At 69.5% G+C, this 17,032-nt stretch carries 15 protein-coding genes; 10 read left to right on the top strand and 5 right to left on the bottom strand.

Annotation, left to right across the window (positions count from 1 at the left end; all coding sequences use genetic code 11):
• Nucleotides 1-5 precede the first annotated feature (5 nt).
• The 7 genes from ACQG07_RS11510 to ACQG07_RS11480 all read left to right on the top strand — a co-directional run bounded on the left by ACQG07_RS11510 (nt 6) and on the right by ACQG07_RS11480 (nt 6,977).
• Entirely contained in the window at nt 6-1,010 is a 1,005-nt protein-coding gene (locus tag ACQG07_RS11510) for an aldo/keto reductase family protein (protein WP_064295523.1), read from the top strand.
• Nucleotides 1,011-1,197: 187 nt separating this feature from the next.
• The gene (locus ACQG07_RS11505; protein ID WP_124768601.1) at nt 1,198-2,082 is read left to right on the top strand and encodes an ABC transporter ATP-binding protein; all 885 of its coding nucleotides are present in this window, start codon (nt 1,198-1,200) and stop codon (nt 2,080-2,082) included.
• Nucleotides 2,079-3,230, top strand: a complete 1,152-nt coding sequence (locus ACQG07_RS11500; RefSeq protein ID WP_426738368.1) for an ABC transporter permease — start codon at nt 2,079-2,081, stop codon at nt 3,228-3,230. The genes ACQG07_RS11505 and ACQG07_RS11500 overlap by 4 nt, the downstream gene beginning before the upstream one ends.
• On the top strand, nt 3,227-3,664 hold the full coding sequence (locus tag ACQG07_RS11495; RefSeq protein ID WP_137242384.1) for a hypothetical protein: 438 nt from the start codon (nt 3,227-3,229) through the stop codon (nt 3,662-3,664). Before ACQG07_RS11500 ends, ACQG07_RS11495 begins: the two co-directional genes overlap by 4 nt.
• A gap of 161 nt (nt 3,665-3,825) precedes the next feature.
• On the top strand, nt 3,826-4,935 hold the full coding sequence (locus ACQG07_RS11490; protein ID WP_192018830.1) for a threonine aldolase family protein: 1,110 nt from the start codon (nt 3,826-3,828) through the stop codon (nt 4,933-4,935).
• A 92-nt stretch (nt 4,936-5,027) separates the two neighbouring features.
• The gene (gene thrC, locus ACQG07_RS11485; RefSeq protein ID WP_079704979.1) at nt 5,028-6,473 is read left to right on the top strand and encodes a threonine synthase; all 1,446 of its coding nucleotides are present in this window, start codon (nt 5,028-5,030) and stop codon (nt 6,471-6,473) included.
• A 159-nt stretch (nt 6,474-6,632) separates the two neighbouring features.
• A complete protein-coding gene (locus ACQG07_RS11480) occupies nt 6,633-6,977 on the top strand; it encodes a hypothetical protein (protein WP_192018832.1) in 345 nt (114 codons plus the stop codon).
• Nucleotides 6,978-7,189: 212 nt separating this feature from the next.
• Here the strand turns inward: ACQG07_RS11480 and ACQG07_RS11475 are convergent, their stop codons facing one another.
• Nucleotides 7,190-8,131, bottom strand: a complete 942-nt coding sequence (locus ACQG07_RS11475; protein ID WP_124768595.1) for an NADP-dependent oxidoreductase — start codon at nt 8,129-8,131, stop codon at nt 7,190-7,192.
• Nucleotides 8,132-8,306: 175 nt separating this feature from the next.
• Here ACQG07_RS11475 and acs point away from each other — a divergent pair, with 175 nt between their 5' ends.
• The 3 genes from acs (at nt 8,307) to ACQG07_RS11460 (ending at nt 12,232) form a co-directional block, all read left to right on the top strand.
• On the top strand, nt 8,307-10,403 hold the full coding sequence (gene acs, locus ACQG07_RS11470; protein WP_426738367.1) for an acetate--CoA ligase: 2,097 nt from the start codon (nt 8,307-8,309) through the stop codon (nt 10,401-10,403).
• Between the two features lie 80 nt (nt 10,404-10,483).
• Nucleotides 10,484-11,065 (top strand): nitroreductase family protein, encoded by a 582-nt coding sequence (locus tag ACQG07_RS11465; protein WP_079704973.1) that lies wholly within the window; start codon nt 10,484-10,486, stop codon nt 11,063-11,065.
• Between the two features lie 546 nt (nt 11,066-11,611).
• The gene (locus ACQG07_RS11460; protein ID WP_426738366.1) at nt 11,612-12,232 is read left to right on the top strand and encodes a hypothetical protein; all 621 of its coding nucleotides are present in this window, start codon (nt 11,612-11,614) and stop codon (nt 12,230-12,232) included.
• Between the two features lie 159 nt (nt 12,233-12,391).
• On the opposite strand, the gene ACQG07_RS11455 is transcribed toward ACQG07_RS11460, so the two are convergent.
• The 4 genes from ACQG07_RS11455 to ACQG07_RS11440 form a co-directional block, all read right to left on the bottom strand.
• The gene (locus ACQG07_RS11455) at nt 12,392-13,045 is read right to left on the bottom strand and encodes a DUF1345 domain-containing protein (RefSeq protein WP_229940487.1); all 654 of its coding nucleotides are present in this window, start codon (nt 13,043-13,045) and stop codon (nt 12,392-12,394) included.
• A 60-nt stretch (nt 13,046-13,105) separates the two neighbouring features.
• The gene (locus tag ACQG07_RS11450) at nt 13,106-13,525 is read right to left on the bottom strand and encodes a hypothetical protein (RefSeq protein ID WP_426738365.1); all 420 of its coding nucleotides are present in this window, start codon (nt 13,523-13,525) and stop codon (nt 13,106-13,108) included.
• Nucleotides 13,526-13,612: 87 nt separating this feature from the next.
• Nucleotides 13,613-14,590 (bottom strand): PrsW family glutamic-type intramembrane protease, encoded by a 978-nt coding sequence (locus tag ACQG07_RS11445; RefSeq protein ID WP_426738364.1) that lies wholly within the window; start codon nt 14,588-14,590, stop codon nt 13,613-13,615.
• Nucleotides 14,591-14,813: 223 nt separating this feature from the next.
• Nucleotides 14,814-16,976 (bottom strand): ATP-dependent Clp protease ATP-binding subunit, encoded by a 2,163-nt coding sequence (locus tag ACQG07_RS11440; RefSeq protein ID WP_121291528.1) that lies wholly within the window; start codon nt 16,974-16,976, stop codon nt 14,814-14,816.
• Nucleotides 16,977-17,032 lie beyond the last annotated feature (56 nt).

Below are 17,032 nucleotides of genomic sequence, written 5' to 3'. Positions count from 1 at the left end.
CGACCATGGAATTTCGATACCTCGGCAACAGCGGACTCAAGATCTCAGAGATCATCTTCGGCAACTGGCTGACCCACGCCTCGCAGGTGGAGAACGACGTCGCCACGGCGAGCGTTCGCGCCGCCCTCGACGCCGGCATCACCACCTTCGACACGGCCGACGCCTACGCGAACACGGCGGCTGAGCAGGTGCTCGGCGACGCCCTCAAGGACGAACGACGCGCGAGCCTGGAGATCTTCACCAAGGTCTACTGGCCCACCGGCCCGAAGGGGCACAACGACGTCGGGCTGTCGCGCAAGCACATCATGGAGTCGATCGACGGTTCGCTCACGCGTCTCGGCACCGACTACGTCGACCTGTACCAGGCCCACCGCTACGACAGCGAGACGCCCCTCGAGGAGACGATGCAGGCCTTCGCCGACGTCGTCCGGGCGGGCAAGGCGCTCTACATCGGCGTGAGCGAGTGGAACGCCGAGCAGCTGCGCGCCGGCCACGCCCTGTCCAAGGAGCTGGGCTTCCAGCTCATCTCGAACCAGCCGCAGTATTCGATGCTGTGGCGGGTCATCGAGGAGGAGGTCGTCCCGACCTCGCGCGAACTCGGCATCTCACAGATCGTCTGGTCGCCGGTGGCGCAGGGCGTCCTCAGCGGCAAGTACCTGCCGGGCGCAGAGCTCCCGCAGGGCAGCCGGGCCACCGACGAGAAGGGCGGCGCCGACACCATCAAGCGCTTCCTCGACGACGAGGTGCTGACGGCCGTCCAGCAGCTGAAGCCCATCGCCGACGAGCTCGACCTCACCATGGCGCAGCTGGCGCTCGCCTGGGTGCTGCACAACGACAACATCGCCGGTGCGATCGTCGGTGCCTCGCGTCCCGAGCAGGTCACCGCGAACGCCGCCGCGGCCGGTGTGAAGCTCGACGACGCGGTCATCGCCCGCATCGACGAGGCCATCGGCTCCGTCGCCGAGACCGACCCCTCGAAGACGGTCTCCCCGGAGTCCCGCCCCGCCTGATCCAGCGCTCGGCTGGTCCACGACGCCCGGTATCCCCCACTCGACGGAGAAGGGGACCGGGCGTCGTCGCGTCAACCCGTCCTACGGCGGATGCCGGTGGCACACCACGCCGCGTAGCGTGATCGCCATACCGGGAGAACCCGACGCAGGACACTCGGTCCAGCACGCAGATCACAGGAGGCGGCCGATGCTCGAACTCAGCCACATCGACAAGTCGTACGGCGAGCGGAAGGTGCTCGACGACGTCAGCTTCCAGGTCGCGCCCGGCCGCATGACCGGGTTCGTCGGCGGGAACGGCGCCGGCAAGACGACGACGATGCGCATCCTGCTCGGTGTCCTCGCCGCGAACGCCGGAACCGTCACCCTCGACGGCACCCCGCTCACCCCGGAGGACCGCCGCCGGTTCGGCTACATGCCGGAGGAGCGCGGCCTCTACCCGAAGATGCGGGTCGAGGAACAGCTCGTCTACCTGGCCCGCCTCCACGGGTTCACGACCCACGCCGCCAAGCGCAACGCCGGCGAACTGCTCGAGCGTCTCGGCCTCGGCGAGCGCCGGAACGACGCCCTCGAGAGCCTGTCGCTCGGCAACCAGCAGCGGGCGCAGATCGCCGCGGCGCTCGTGCACGACCCCGACGTCCTCGTCCTCGACGAGCCGTTCTCGGGCCTCGACCCGATGGCCGTCGACGTGGTCGTCGGCGTGCTCAGCGAGTTCGCCGCAGACGGCTCCCCCGTCCTGTTCTCCAGTCACCAGCTCGACATCGTGGAACGCCTCTGCGACGACCTCGTGATCATCGCCGGTGGCAGGATCCGCGCCTCCGGCTCGCGCGAGTCCCTCCGCGAAGCCCACGCCGGCAACCGCTACGAGCTGCTCACCGCGGCCGACACCGGCTGGCTGCGCGAGCGTGCGGGGATCTCCGTCGTCGACTTCGACGGTGGCTACGCCCTCTTCGACGCCGACGACGCCCAGGCGGCGCAGGCCGTGCTCCGTGAGGCACTGACCCACGGTGACGTCACGAGCTTCGCCCCCCTCCGCCCCACCCTCGCCCAGATCTTCAAGGAGGTCATCCAGTGACCACGGCAACCGAGTCCCCGATCCAGCCCGCCGGTCGTCGTCGCTCCGGCCCGGCCTCCCCCAGCCTCGTGCAGAGCATCGGTCTCGTCGCCGAGCGCGAGGTCAAGATGCGTCTGCGCAGCAAGACGTTCCTCATCTCGACAGGCATCCTGCTCCTCGTGATCCTCGCCGGCATCGTCGTCGGCGGATTCCTCGCGAAGAACACCGCCTCGGAGACCACGAAGGTCGCGGTCGTCGGGAACGCGGGTGCGGGACTCGTCGACGGCAAGACCTTCGACGTGACCGAGGCGACCGACGTCGCCGCAGCTGAAGCCCTGGTGAAGTCGGGTGATGTGGAGGCGGCGATCGCACCGGCCACCGACGACAACCCCACGGGTGTCCAGGTCATCTTCGACTCCGAGGCCTCCAACACGCTCATCATGCAGCTGAGCGCCCAGCCGCAGGTCACCATCCTCGATCCCGACGCCGACGGCTCCGCCGGCTTCCTGCTGTACATCGTGTCGCTCGGGTTCGGTCTCGTGTTCTTCGTCTCCGCCACCACCTTCGGGGCGTCGATCGCGCAGAGCGTCGTCGAGGAGAAGCAGACCCGCGTCGTCGAGATCCTCATGTCCGCCATCCCCGTGAAGGCGCTCCTCGCGGGCAAGGTGCTCGGCAACAGCATCCTGGCGTTCGGGCAGATCCTGGCGATCGCGGCGCTGTCGGTGATCGGGCTGACGGTGACGGGCCAGACGGAGCTGCTCGCCGGACTCGGGACCCCGGTCGTCTGGTTCGTGGTGTTCTTCGTGCTCGGCTTCATCCTGCTGGCCGCGCTGTTCGCCGCTGCCGGATCGCTGGTCTCGCGTCAAGAGGACATCGGTTCGACGACGACCCCGATTACGATGCTGATCATGATCCCGTACTTCGCCGTCATCTTCTTCAACGACAACCCGGTGGTGATGACGATCATGTCCTACGTGCCGTTCTCGGCAGCCGTGGGCATGCCCGTCCGCCTCTTCGTCGGCTCGGCGCAGTGGTGGGAGCCGATCCTGTCCCTGCTGATCCTCGCGATCACCGCGGCGCTCGTCATCCTCGTCGGCTCGCGGATCTACGAGAACTCGCTGCTGAAAATGGGTGGCCGGGTCAAACTCTCGGAAGCGCTCAAGGCATGAGCGGGCTCGGCGGGATCGACGAGGTCTTCAACCCGGGCGCCTTCGAGGCCAAGCAGTTCCTCGACGCCGAGCAGCGCCTCCCCGCGCCGGCCCCGCTCGCGGGCGATCCGGCGGGCGACATCTACGGCGACGAGCCCATCGTGCTCGACCTCGTGGACGAGGACGAAGAGGACCAGGACGCCCGGCTGACGCCCGAGCAGGCCGCCGCGCTGGCGGCCGAGCAGCCGGCTCAGCCCTCCGCCGAGGACGAGCAGCAGGCCGCCGTCGCCTCCTCGATCGCCGTGCACGCGCTCGCCTACGAGCACGCGCTCGCGCAGGAGACCCCGGACGCGGAGCCGGAGCCCGGTGCGCACGCCGACGTCGACGCCGCGATCGACGCCGTGCCCGAGGAGGTCGTCACCTCCTCCGACGGCCCCCGTCACGCCGCCGACTGACCCCGTTTCTCGGTTCACAATTCAGGAGCGCCTCGGCGCGTCCCCACCGACACGCAAGGTGCGGGCGCACCACGCCCGGGCGCTCCTGAATTGTGAACATGCCCGACGGCGACCCGAGCACGCAGGAAGTCGGCCCGCGATGCACGGAAGCTGCGTGTGGCATGCGCGAGGATGGATCAGTGACCGACTCTCTGCATGACACCAGCATCCGTGGCTTCGCCTCCGACAACTACTCCGGCGTCCACCCCGAGATCCTCGATGCACTCGCGGCGGCCAACGGCGGCCACCAGATCGCGTACGGCGAGGACGACTACACCCGCCGGCTGCACGAGGTCTTCGCCGATCACTTCGGCCGCGACGTCGCCGTGTTCCCCGTCTTCAACGGCACCGGCGCGAACGTCGTCGGTCTGCAGTCCATGCTCCCGCGCTGGGGTGCCGTCATCTCGGCGTCGACCGCGCACATCAACTCCGACGAGGGCGGCGCGCCGGAGCGGGTCGGTGGCATCAAGCTCCTGACGGTCGACGCCCCCGACGGCAAGCTCACGCCCGACCTCATCGACCGCGAAGCGTGGGGCTGGGGCGACGAGCACCGTGCACAGCCGCTCGTCGTCTCGATCACGCAGACCACCGAGCTCGGCACCCTGTACACGCCCGAGGAGATCCGCGCGATCGCCGACCACGCGCACGGTCACGGCATGAAGCTGCACCTCGACGGCGCCCGCATCGCCAACGCCGCAGCAGCCCTCGGCGTCCCACTGCGCGCGTTCACCGCCGATGCCGGCGTCGACGTGCTGTCCTTCGGTGGGACGAAGAACGGACTCATGTTCGGCGAGGCCATCGTCGTGCTCGAACCGTCGGCATCGGAGGGCCTCGTCTACCTGCGGAAGCTCAACATGCAGCTGGCGTCGAAGATGCGCTTCGGTGCGGCGCAGCTCATCGCCCTGCTCGAGCCGGCGGCCGACGGTGGCGACGGGCTCTGGCTCCGCTCCGCGACCCACGCCAATGCGATGGCCGCGCGCCTCCGCACCTCCCTCGAGGCCCTCATCGCCGCCGGCGAGGCACCGGGACTCGGCTTCAGCCAGCCGACCCAGGCCAACGCGGTGTTCGCGACCCTGCCAGCGGGCGTCCCCGACCGCTTGCGCGAACGCTTCCGCTTCTACGACTGGGACGCGGCGAAGGGCGAGGTGCGCTGGATGTGCTCGTTCGACACCACGGAGGGCGACATCGACGCGTTCGTCGCCGCGATCCGCGAGGAACTCGCCCGCGCGTAGCGGCCGGTCACGATGACGGCGGGCCTCTGCGCGTCGACCCCCGATATGGCAAGGTTGGAGATCGGGCTTCCAACCGGATGAGAGAGACGGTCATGCACTATCAGTCGACGCGGGGCCACGATCTGCCCCAGCACTTCTCGGACATCCTCCTCGGCGGGCTCGCCCCGGACGGCGGCCTGTACCTCCCGGCGGAGTACCCGCAGCTGACCGCTGAGGAGCTCGAGTCGTGGCGCGAGCTGTCCTATGCCGACCTCGCGTTCGCCGTGCTGTCGAAGTTCGCCGACGACATCCCCGCCGCCGACCTCCAGGACATCACCCGTCGCACCTACACCGCCGAGGTGTACTCGAACGGCCGCGCCGGCGACGACGCCTCGCTCATCACCCCGCTGCGCACCCTCGGCGAGGAGGGCGGCACCGAGCTGCAGCTCCTCGGCCTCTCGAACGGCCCGACGCTCGCCTTCAAGGACATGGCGATGCAGTTGCTCGGCAACCTCTTCGAGTACACGCTCGCGAAGAGCGGCGACGAGCTCAACATCCTCGGCGCGACGTCCGGCGACACCGGGAGCGCGGCCGAGCACGCCATGCGCGGCAAGACCGGCATCCGGGTCATCATGCTGAGCCCGCACGGCCGCATGAGCAGCTTCCAGCGCGCGCAGATGTTCAGCCTCCAGGACGACAACATCGTGAACCTCGCCGTCGAGGGGAACTTCGACGACTGCCAGGACATCGTGAAGGCCGTCTCGAAGGACGCTCCGTTCAAGGCACTCCACGCCGTCGGTACGGTCAACTCGATCAACTGGGCCCGCGTCGTCGCGCAGGTCGTGTACTACGTGCACGGCTGGCTGCTCGCGACCGACGGTCCGGGCCAGAAGGTGTCGTTCTCGGTGCCGTCCGGCAACTTCGGCAACGTCTGCGCCGGGCACATCGCCCGCTCCATGGGGCTCCCGATCGACCAGCTCGTCGTCGCGACGAACGAGAACGACGTCCTCGACGAGTTCTTCCGCACGGGCGTGTACCGCCCGCGCTCGGCGGCCGAGACGCACCACACCTCCAGCCCGAGCATGGACATCTCGAAGGCGTCGAACTTCGAGCGCTTCCTCTACGACCTCGTCGGTCAGGACGCGACCCGCCTCGGTGAGCTGTTCCGGTCCCTCGACGAGGAGGGCGGGTTCGACCTCTCCGGGACGCCCGAGTTCGAGCGGATCAGCGAGTTCGGCTTCGTCTCCGGTCGGAGCACCCACGCCGACCGCGTCGCCACCATCCGCGACGTGCACGAGCGCTACGGCGTCACGATCGACCCGCACACCGCCGACGGCGTCACGGTCGCCCGCCGCCACCTGCGCGAGGGCGTCCCGATGCTCGTCCTCGAGACCGCGCTTCCGGCGAAGTTCGCCGAGATCGTCCGCGAGGCGCTCGGCGAGGAGCCGGAGCGTCCCGAGGCGTTCGAGGGCATCGAGGGGCTCGAACAGCGCTTCGAGATCGTGCCGGCCGACGTCGACCGCATCAAGGCGATCATCGTGGAGCACACCGGCCGCTGACCCTCCCCGGTCCCTGAGCCTGCCCCGGTCCCTGAGCCTGTCGAAGGGCACCACGCTGTCGACACCGCGTCGGGTCCGGCGGGGAGCACGGAGGATAGGCGTCCGGCGTCCCTGAGCCAAGCCCCCGCGACGTCTCGGCGTCCGGCCTACGCTGCCGTCATGAGCAATCCCATGGATCCAGCAGCAGCAGACGCCCAACGCGACGCCCTCGCCCACGGCGGCCCGGGTGCCCAGGCACACGTGCCCGGTGAGGACCATACCGACAGCTCGGTCGGCGGTGTCGTGCCCGACGGCGGTGCGGTCGACCGCTCGGCCGACGACGCGGCCCCCGGTGACGGCGGCCTGAGCAACGCCGGTGACGGCGTCGGTGGTGACGACGTCGTCGGCGATGCGGGTCTGGACGACGACTCGGACACCGAGGACGCCGTCGAGGACCTCGACGACCAGGACGACCTGGCGGACCGCGCTCCCGTCGGCGACAGCTTCGGCGAGGGCCCGGAGTAGCGCCCCGGTCCCTGAGCCTGTCGAAGGGCACTCCCGCTCAAGTCACTCCGGTCCCTGAGCCTGTCGAAGGGCACTCCCGCCCCAGCCACCCCCGGTCCCTGAGCCTGTCGAAGGGCACTCCCGCCCCAGCCACCCCCGGTCCCTGAGCCTGTCGAAGGGCACTCCCGCCCGAGCCCCCCCCCCCCCCGGGCCCTGAGCCTGTCGAAGGGCGCTCAGGGGACGAGAATGAGCTTCCCGCTCGGGTGACCCGACTCGCTCTCGCGGTGCGCATCGGCGGCCTCGGCGAGAGGCCGGACGGTGCCGAGCTCGAAGCTGAAGCGACCCTGTTCGACGAGGGACGCGACCGCCGGGATCGCCTCCGCCCGCCAGGCCTGCTCCTGCGCCGTGAGCGGGAGCGGGTTCCCGCCGGACCACGCCTGGATCCCGAGGTCGGCCGCCTTCGCACCGACGACGATCGTGCCGATGTGCTGCCGGTCCTCGACCAACTCGAACGAGGTCTCGAGCGCCTCGTCGGTGCCGACGGCGTCGAGCACCCGGTCGACGCCCTGCGGGGCGGCCTCGCGCACGCGCTCGACGAGCCCGGGACCGTAGGTGACGGGGATCGCCCCGAGCTCCCGCAGGCGCGCATGGTTCCCCTCGCTCGCGGTGGCGACGACGGTCGCTCCCCACGCCACGGCGAACTGCACTGCCGCGTGCCCCACCGAGCCCGATCCGCCGTGGATCAGGAGGGTCGTCCCCTCGGTCACGCCGAGCGACCGGAGCGCCTGGTAGGCCGTGCTCACGGGGATGCCGATCGCCGCCGCCTCCTCGAAGGAGATGGCCGCCGGTTTGCGGATGATCTGGTCGGGCGTGACGACGACATGGGTCGCGTACGTCCCGGAGGCGTTGACGACGACGACCTCGTCGCCGATCGACCAGCCCTCGACCCCGTCGCCGACCTCGACGACGACGCCGGCGCCGTCGCTCCCGACGCGTCGGGTGCCGTGCAGCTCGCCGCCGCGGACACCGCTGCGGAGCTTCCAGTCGATCGGGTTCACGCCCGCGGCGCGCACCTCGACGACGAGTTCGCCGTGGCCCGCCTGAGGCGTCGGCACCTCGACGAGCTCGAGGACGTCGGCCGGGCCGAGCTCCTGGTACTGGATGACGGTCGCCATGTCGTTCCCTTCTCGAGACGCGCCGTGCGCGCTCCTGATCGACGTCCGCCGCGCATCGCGACGGCCCTTCGAGGCTACTCCCGACGCTCCTCCACAGCCCCTCGGAACCTCCGGACCATGACGCCGCATGACCCGCGGATGGCACCGGCCCCGGCCTCCCGCGTAGCGTTGCAGCATGCCTCCCACTGATGGATCGACGTCCGCAGCGCCCGCCGCCACCATCGCGAACCTCCTCGCCGAGACCCGCAGCTACGCCCCACCGGCCGACCTCGCCCAGACGGCGAACGTCGGCCCGGAGGAATGGGCTCGCGCGGCCGCCGACCCCGTGGCGTTCTGGGAGGAGCAGGCCCGACGCCTCGACTGGGTCACCCCGTGGGAGACGGCTCACACCTGGGACCCGGCCCGGCCGGTCGAGGGGTCCGACCCGTCGGACCCCGAGCCCGAACTCACCGTCCCCGCCGCCACCTGGTTCGCCGGGGGAACGCTCAACGTGGCGGTCAACTGCGTCGACCGGCACGTCGACGCCGGACGAGGCGACAAAGTGGCCCTCCACTTCGAGGGAGAGCCGGGCGACCGCCGCTCCATCACCTACGCCGAGTTGCAGCGCGAGGTCGCGAAGGCGGCCAACGCGCTGACAGCACTCGGCATCGGCCAGGGAGACCGCGTCGTCATCTACCTGCCGGTCATCCCCGAGACGGTCATCGCCACCCTCGCCGTCGCCCGCATCGGCGCCATCCACTCCCTCGTGTTCGGTGGGTTCTCGGCTGAGGCGCTGCGCTTCCGCGTGGAGGACACCGAGGCCAAGCTGCTCATCACCACCGACGGCCAGTACCGCCGGGGTACGGCCGTGCCGGTCAAGCAGAACGCCGACGCCGCGGTCGACGGCGTGCCGTCCGTCGAGCACGTGCTCGTCGTCGCACGCACGGGCGACGAGACGCCGAGCGTGCCGTGGACCCCCGGTCGCGACGTCTGGTGGCACGACACCGTGGGTGTCGCCGCCGACACCCACGAGGCCGAGGCGTTCGACGCGGAGAACCCGCTCTTCATCATCTACACGAGCGGCACCACCGGGAAGCCCAAGGGACTCGTCCACACGTCAGGTGGATACCTCACGCAGGCGTCCTGGACCCACTGGGCGATCTTCGACGCCAAGGACGACGACGTCCACTGGTGCACCGCCGACCTCGCCTGGGTCACCGCGCACACCTATGAGATCTACGGTCCGCTCTCGAACGGGCTCACCCAGGTGATCTATGAGGGCACGCCGAACACCCCGCACCAGGCACGGCACTTCGAGATCATCGAGCGTTACGGCGTGACGACGTACTACACGGCGCCCACGCTCATCCGGACCCTCATGACGTGGTTCCCCGAGGGGCCGCCCGCCGAGTACGACCTCTCGACCCTCCGGCTCCTCGGTACCGTCGGCGAGGCGATCAACCCCGAGGCCTGGATGTGGTTCCGCGAGCGCATCGGGCGCGGCGAGACCCCGGTCGTCGACACCTGGTGGCAGTCGGAGACGGGGTCGGCCGTCATCGCACCGCTCCCCGGTGCGACCACGATCAAGCCGGGTTCCGGCAGTCGCGCACTCCCCGGCCTGGAGGCGCTGGTCGTCGACGAGGACGGCGAGACGGTGCCGTACGGATCCGGCGGGTATCTGGTCGTCAGCCGCTTCGGGCCGTCGCTCGCGCGCACGGTCTGGGGCAACCCGGAGCGCTACCGCGACTCGTACTGGGCGAAGTACTGGAAGCAGGGCTACTTCTTCTCCGGCGACGGCGCCAAGTGGGACGAGGACGGCGACATCTGGGTCCTCGGGCGCGTCGACGACGTCATCAACGTCTCGGGCCACCGCCTGTCGACCATCGAGATCGAGTCGGCCCTCGTGTCGCATCCCCACGTGGGCGAAGCCGGCGTGGTCGGCGTGCACGACCCGATCACGGGGAGCGCGATCGCCGCGTTCGTCATCCCGTCCTCGCGATCCCACGGTCCGGAGGCCGACGGCGAGGCGTACTGGTTGGAGCGCTCCGCGGCACTCCGCGAGGCACTGCGCTCCCACGTGGCGAACGAGATCGGCCCGATCGCGAAGCCCCGCGACGTCTTCGTGGTCCCAGACCTCCCGAAGACCCGCTCGGGGAAGATCATGCGGCGTCTGCTCGGCGACATCGTCGACCAGCGGCCCCTCGGCGACACGACGTCGCTGCAGGACGAGGCGGCCCCGCACCGGATCGCCGAGATCGTCACTGCTGCACGGACCCTTCAAGCCCGGGAATAGCGCCCCGATCGATGCAGTTGCATCCATCGTCAACGGCGACGCAACCTCTGTCCACTTCCCTTGTTTCGCTTGGAGACCGCATGTCCATCGTCACCCGTACCGCCCAGACCGACGCCCCCATCCTCGACGTCCTCGCCGACCGTTGGAGCCCCCGCGCCTTCGTGAGCGAGCCCGTCGCCGCAGCGAAGATGGCTTCGGCCCTGGAAGCCGCGCGTTGGTCGCCGAGCGCCAACAACGTGCAGCCCTGGCGGTTCATCGTCGGCACCAAGGGGACCGCCACGTTCGACACGATCGCTGAGCAGCTGGTGGCCTTCAACCGTGGTTGGGCCGCTCAGGCCGGCGCGCTCATCGTCGCCGTCGCCGAGACGCTCGACGACGAGGGCAACGAGCGCCCCTGGGCCATCTACGACCTCGGCCAGGCGATGGCCCACCTGAGCATCCAGGCCCACAGCGACGGTCTCTTCGCGCATCAGATGGCCGGCTTCTCCGCCGACGGCATCCGCGAGGCGTTCTCGCTGCCGGACGGCCTCGTGCCGTTCACCGTCACCGCGCTCGGCGAGCTCGGCGAACCCGAGCTCCTGCCCGAGGGCATGCTCCGCGACCGCGAGACCGCTCCGCGTGAGCGCCGTCCCCTCGCCGACCTCGTGATCGTCCAGGAGTAGTCCGCTCGGTTCCTGCACCACCACGCTGCGCAGTCCGGTCCGCCGGGCTGCGCAGTCGTCGTTCGCGGGGCTCATCCGTCATCGCTCGGGCTAGGCCGGTGACGACGCAGTCCAATGGCCGACACGATGAACAACGCAGTCAAGGCTGCTCCCACGCATGATCGCAAGATGAGTTCTCCAGTCGCGCCCCAGTGGGCCCCGTAGACGATCATGCTGACCGTCGCGAGACCGGCGAGCAGGGCAGCGAGAGCGCTCATCGAAGCTCGTTCCGTCAGACGCCACCAATCGCGCGACGTATCCGGCTCCGTTGCACCGCGTGACTGGCGTGCTATCGCCCAGACGCCGACCCCTTGGAACACCGCGACCACGGAGCCGCCGTCCGCCGTTCCAAACTGAACTGGCGCAGCCAGGAGACCGACGACGAGGCACACTCGCATCAACCGCGAGCGTATCCTCACATGCTCAATCCTCTTGCACATATGAAATATTTAAGTATATCTTGATCAGGCGGTCGACCAACCGGCTCGCGCATCGAGAGGATTTCCTATGACACGACGCATATTGACCACAGTGACGGCCACCGCCGTTCTCGTCATCCCGTTTCTGATGGGCAGCCCCGCCTCAGCTGAACCCTCGACCGTCGAGACTGTCGAGGTGACATCCGAGCACTGCGTAGACCAGATCGATGAGATTCGCCCGACCGGTGACTCTCGATCCGCGGCCGACTACTCGATTTGTCAAGGACAAGTGACGGTCGAGGAGTCCGCCCCAGTCCGCGCAACGCAGGCGGACATCCAAGAAGCACGAGCGGCGGGGATCATGGCTGGACCCGAGGCCTGGTACCGGAACTGGACACACACCTATCTCGGAGGAGGACTTGCGGAGATCCACCGCGGCCGTACGTTCTGGGATGGCGATGTCGCATGGATCAGGCCCTATGGGGGTATCGGTGGTAGCCACGAGTGTCACACCGAAGGATCGTGGGCGGTCGGATGGGCAGTGAAGAGGGTCTTGTGCGATCAGCCCGCGGCCGGCCCATCCGCGGATGCGTTCTACCGGTTCGATGCCAGCATCCTCTTCCAGGGTTCCCCTGTCACGCTCGGCATCGGCCTGCACTACTCGACGAATGCTTCCGGGGGAACGACGGCCTGGCAGGTCGGTGGCTGATCATCCCGTTCCACCACGCTGCGCAGTCCGGTCCGCCGGGCTGCGCAGTCGTCGTTTCGGGGCTCACCGTCGTCGTAACCGGTCTCTGAGCACCGCCGCCGATCCCTGCCCTTCGACAGGCTCAGGAACCGCCTGTCGAAGGGCGTGTCCGTCGCGCCGCTACAGGCCTGCGACGAGGTTGATGACGGTCGCGAGGATCACGGAGCCGAAGAGGTACGACAGCAAGGTGTGCTTGAGCACGGTTCGGCGCAGCTCGCTGGACCGCAGCGTCGTGTCCGAGACCTGGTAGGTCATGCCGAGGTCGAACGAGAGGTAGGCGAAGTCGCTGTACTGCGGCGCCTCCTCCTGGTTGAAGTCGATGCCGCCCTCCGGCGCCGCGAAGTACATGCGCGCGTACCGCAGGGTGTAGATCGTGTGGATGAGCGCCCAGGAGAGCGCCACGCTCACGACCGCGAAGCCGGCGAGCACGCCCTGCTCGACCCCGGAGGACGCCCTCGCCTGCAGGATGACGACACTCAGGGCCACGAGGCTCCCGACACTCGCAAGCACGATGAGCACCTCACTGGTCGTCCGCCCGGGCTCCTCCGAGGTCGCGTGTTCGCGCGTCCGCTCCGGGCCCATCCGCCAGATGCGGATCCAGAGGGAACCGACGAAGACCACGCACGTGGTCCCCCATCCGGCGAGGATCGCCCCCGCCCAGAACCAGTTCAGGCCGACGATCACGCCCACGGCGACACCGACGAGGGCGGAGACGGTCAACCGGAGCTTCGCGCCGTGCCGCACCATGATCGTTCCGGACGTCGATGAGCTCACGAGCTGATCGTGGCACCGTCCGTGGAGCGCGTGACGCAGGCTCGCGGCCGACGCCGCACCTCACACCGCTTCGACGAACAACTCCTCCAACTCGGCGAAGACGCCGACGGCGAGGCGCTCGAACTGCTCGGCGCTCAGCCGGATCGTCTCGCCCGGGATGAGGCCGGTGAACGACGTCCCCTCGGAGTACTGCAACACGGTCCCCACCGTGAACACCCGGTCGTGGTCGAGGATCGACGCGACGATGAGTTCGAGCTCGTTGAGCGCCCCGGGACCCTTCCCGAGCACCGAGCGCACCCGGTGGACGAACGGCCGGTCGAGCACGAGGGTGAGGCCGGTGAAGAACTCGGGGTCGACCACGGCCAGCGCTGCGGGGTCCGCTCCGGCCTCGGCCAGCGTTTCGCGTCCGGCGACGAGCGCGGCGATCATCGACTTCGCCTGGTCGACCTCTCGCTGTTCGAAGGTCTTGCGTCCCAGCATGGGTGTCTCCTCGGCGTCGCGGATCGGGTGCGCTTCACGCTACTCCCCGGCATGCCCGGATCACAGCATGCCTCGCGCGTCCGGTGGTCAGGCCTGCTTCCGCTCGCGACGCGGGACGTGGAGCGACACGACGCCGGCGTCGCGGTTGATGCGACGGACCCGCGCCCGCCAGATGAGCGCGAACGCGACGACGAGCACGACCATGGCCGGCACCACGAGCGCCTTGAGCACCGGCAGGCTCGGGAACAGCAGCCCCCAGAGCACGGTGTTGCCGTCCCAGAGGCCGTGCATGACCGCGACGAGCAGGTAGGTCAGGAGCACGCCCACGGTGATCCGGAACCGGCCGTTGCGTGCAGCCGCGAACAGCGCCGCGGCGAACAGTGCCGTCCACAGCGGGTGTCCGACCGGGTCGAAGATCGTCCGGGCGAACGCGGCCCCGGCCGCTTGGAACGCCGGGTGCGAGAGGATCGTCTCGAGTGGTGGCGAACCGGCGGTGAGCTTCTGGGAGGCTTCGACCCCGTCCGCCCACCCTTGCCCGATGTACCAGAGGTTCTCGAGGACGGCGAAGCCGATCCCGACAGCGCCGCCGACGAAGAGCCCGCCCCGGGCGGTCTTCACCGGCAGCCGCCACGCCACGATCACGACGGCGATGATCTTCGCCAGCTCCTCGGCGACCCCGGCGAAGAACAGCCCGATGTCGTGCGGGTTCTCGCCGGCATCGGTCGCGGCGACGCCGATGAGGGAGTCGAAGGTGCTGCCGAGCGTGATGGCGATGAAGCCTCCGACAAGCACCGCCCAGAGGAGCGTCGCCGTCGTGACGCCGTCGCCCGGCTGAAGACGTCTGGCCATGATGAGCAGCAATGTCGACGCGGCCAGCCCCGAGCCGAGCAGGATCCACGCGGGGATCACCGCCGGGTTGCCGAGGAGGACGTGCGGCACCAGCAGCAGGAACAGCCAGAGGGCCAGGCCGCCGAAGAAGAACCAGGCGGGGGCGTGCGCGTGACGCCAGAGGGGCACGGCGGTGTCGCTGGTCTCAGGCGTCGTGCTCGGGGCTGCGTGTGACATTGGGTCCTCTCAGGGCGCGCCGACCGGGCCCACCGCGAGGATCACGCTAGTGCGCGGCATCCGTCGCACACCAGGGGTTTCCTCCCCCACTCGGGGGCCACTGCCAGCGCGGAGCTGTCGCGTGAGCGCGGGGCATGCGCGTGAGCGCGCCCCTCCGGAGGGGCGCGCTCACATCGGTGGGTCGCGCTCGGGTCAGCGCACCGCGCTGGCCGCAAGCAGCCGGCTAGGCCGGGACCACCGCTCGCTCGACCGTGAGGCCGTCGCCGTCGCTCGCGAGCCCGACGTGGACGGTGTCGCCGTCGCGGATCGAGCCGTCGAGGATGGCCCGCGCGAGGCGGTCGTCGATCTCCCGCTGCATGAGTCGACGCAGCGGACGCGCGCCGTACATCGGATCGTATCCGCGCTCCGCGAGCCACGCGCGGGCGTCGGGCGTGACGGCGAGGTGGAGCCGACGCTCACCCAGTCGACGCTGCAGGCGGTCGATGTACAGCTCGACGATCTGGCCGAGCTCCGCCTCGCTGAGCGGCTGGAACACGACGATGTCGTCGAGGCGGTTGATGAACTCCGGCTTGAACGCCTGGCGCACGAGCTGCTGGACGGCCTCCTCCTTCTGCTCGAGGGAGAGCGACGCATCCATCAGGTACTGCGAGCCGAGGTTGGAGGTCAGCACGAGGATGACGTTCCGGAAGTCGACGGTGCGCCCCTGGCCGTCGGTCAGCCGACCGTCGTCGAGCACCTGCAGGAGGATGTCGAAGACCTCGGGGTGCGCCTTCTCGACCTCGTCGAGCAGCACGACGGAGTACGGGCGTCGACGAACGGCCTCGGTGAGCTGCCCGCCCTGCTCGTAGCCGACGTACCCAGGAGGCGCGCCGACGAGCCGGGAGACCGAGTGCTTCTCGCCGTACTCGGACATGTCGATGCGGACCATGGCCTTCTCATCGTCGAAGAGGAACTCGGCGAGCGCCTTCGCCAGCTCGGTCTTGCCGACGCCGGTGGGGCCGAGGAACATGAACGAGCCGGTCGGGCGGTCGGGGTCGGAGATGCCGGCTCGGGTGCGCCGGACGGCGTCGGACACGGCGGCGACCGCACGGTGCTGCCCGATGAGTCGGCGGGACAGCTCCTGCTCGAGGTGCAGCAGCTTCTCCGTCTCGCCCTGCAGCAGGCGACCGACGGGGATGCCGGTCCACGCGGCGATGACGGCGGCGATATCCTCGGCGGTCACCTGGTCGTTGACCATCCGGGGTTCGCCGTCGGTGTCCTGCTCGGCCGACTCCGCGAGCGCGAGTTCGCGTTCGAGCTGCGGGATGTCGGCGTAGAGGAGCTTGGACGCCTGTTCGAGCTTGCCCTCGCGCTGGGCGCGTTCGGCCTTGCTCCGGGCGGCGTCGAGCTGCTTCTTGAGGTCGCCGACCCGGTTGAGGCTCGCACGCTCGCGCTCCCAGCGCGCCTGCAGCTCGCCGAGCGCGGCCTGGCGGGTCGCGAGGTCCTCCCGGAGGCGGGCGAGGCGCTCCTTGGAGGCGTCGTCCTTCTCCTTCTTCAGGGCGAGCTCCTCGAGCTTCAGGCGGTCGACGCTGCGTCGCAGTTCGTCGATCTCGACGGGTGCCGAGTCGATCTCCATGCGCAGTCGGCTGGCAGCCTCGTCGATGAGGTCGATCGCCTTGTCGGGCAGCTGCCGCGACGTGATGTAGCGGTTGGACAGGGCTGCTGCGGCGACGAGCGCGTTGTCGGCGATGGCCACCTTGTGGTGCGCCTCGTACCGCTCCTTGAGGCCACGGAGGATGGCGACCGTGTCCTCGACGCTCGGCTCACCCACGAACACCTGCTGGAAGCGACGCTCCATGGCGGCGTCCTTCTCGATGAACTCGCGGTACTCGTCGAGCGTGGTCGCGCCGATGAGCCGGAGCTCACCGCGGGCGAGCATGGGCTTCAGCATGTTGGCCGCGGCGACGGACCCCTCGCCGCCACCGGCGCCCATGAGGACGTGGAGCTCGTCGATGAAGGTGATGATCTGTCCGTCGGACTCGTCGATCTCCTTGAGCACCGCCTTGAGGCGCTCCTCGAACTGCCCGCGGTACATGGCACCCGCCACGAGCGCGGAGAGGTCGAGGGAGATGAGCTGCTTGCCCTTGAGGCTCTCGGCGACGTCGCCCGCGACGATGCGCTGGGCGAGGCCTTCGACGACGGCGGTCTTGCCGACGCCGGGCTCGCCGATGAGGACGGGGTTGTTCTTGGTGCGTCGCGTGAGCACCTGGCTCACGCGGCGGATCTCGGCGTCGCGGCCGATGACCGGATCGAGCTTGCCGGAGGCGGCGATCTCGGTCAGGTTGACGCCGTACTGCTCGAGCGCGCTGCGCTGATCCTCTTGCTGAGGCGTCTGGCCTGCTGGCATGGGTACGGTCTCCTGTTCAAAACTTGAGTGGATATGACTCAAGTTTACCACCGCCA

The sequence above is a fragment of the Plantibacter sp. 2H11-2 genome (genome assembly GCF_050031945.1).
GTDB lineage: Bacteria > Actinomycetota > Actinomycetes > Actinomycetales > Microbacteriaceae > Plantibacter > Plantibacter auratus.
This window is presented reverse-complemented; position numbering and strand designations above follow the sequence as displayed.

Excerpts from the sequence above, each read along its gene's own strand:
- ACQG07_RS11510 (WP_064295523.1), top strand. The coding sequence starts at position 6 with ATGGAATTTCGATACCTCGGCAACAGCGGACTCAAGATCTCAGAGATC.
- ACQG07_RS11505 (WP_124768601.1), top strand. The coding sequence starts at position 1,198 with ATGCTCGAACTCAGCCACATCGACAAGTCGTACGGCGAGCGGAAGGTG.
- ACQG07_RS11495 (WP_137242384.1), top strand. The coding sequence starts at position 3,227 with ATGAGCGGGCTCGGCGGGATCGACGAGGTCTTCAACCCGGGCGCCTTC.
- ACQG07_RS11490 (WP_192018830.1), top strand. The coding sequence starts at position 3,826 with ATGCGCGAGGATGGATCAGTGACCGACTCTCTGCATGACACCAGCATC.
- thrC (WP_079704979.1), top strand. The coding sequence starts at position 5,028 with ATGCACTATCAGTCGACGCGGGGCCACGATCTGCCCCAGCACTTCTCG.
- ACQG07_RS11480 (WP_192018832.1), top strand. The coding sequence starts at position 6,633 with ATGAGCAATCCCATGGATCCAGCAGCAGCAGACGCCCAACGCGACGCC.
- ACQG07_RS11475 (WP_124768595.1), bottom strand. The coding sequence starts at position 8,131 with ATGGCGACCGTCATCCAGTACCAGGAGCTCGGCCCGGCCGACGTCCTC.
- acs (WP_426738367.1), top strand. The coding sequence starts at position 8,307 with ATGCCTCCCACTGATGGATCGACGTCCGCAGCGCCCGCCGCCACCATC.
- ACQG07_RS11465 (WP_079704973.1), top strand. The coding sequence starts at position 10,484 with ATGTCCATCGTCACCCGTACCGCCCAGACCGACGCCCCCATCCTCGAC.
- ACQG07_RS11460 (WP_426738366.1), top strand. The coding sequence starts at position 11,612 with ATGACACGACGCATATTGACCACAGTGACGGCCACCGCCGTTCTCGTC.
- ACQG07_RS11450 (WP_426738365.1), bottom strand. The coding sequence starts at position 13,525 with ATGCTGGGACGCAAGACCTTCGAACAGCGAGAGGTCGACCAGGCGAAG.
- ACQG07_RS11445 (WP_426738364.1), bottom strand. The coding sequence starts at position 14,590 with ATGTCACACGCAGCCCCGAGCACGACGCCTGAGACCAGCGACACCGCC.
- ACQG07_RS11440 (WP_121291528.1), bottom strand. The coding sequence starts at position 16,976 with ATGCCAGCAGGCCAGACGCCTCAGCAAGAGGATCAGCGCAGCGCGCTC.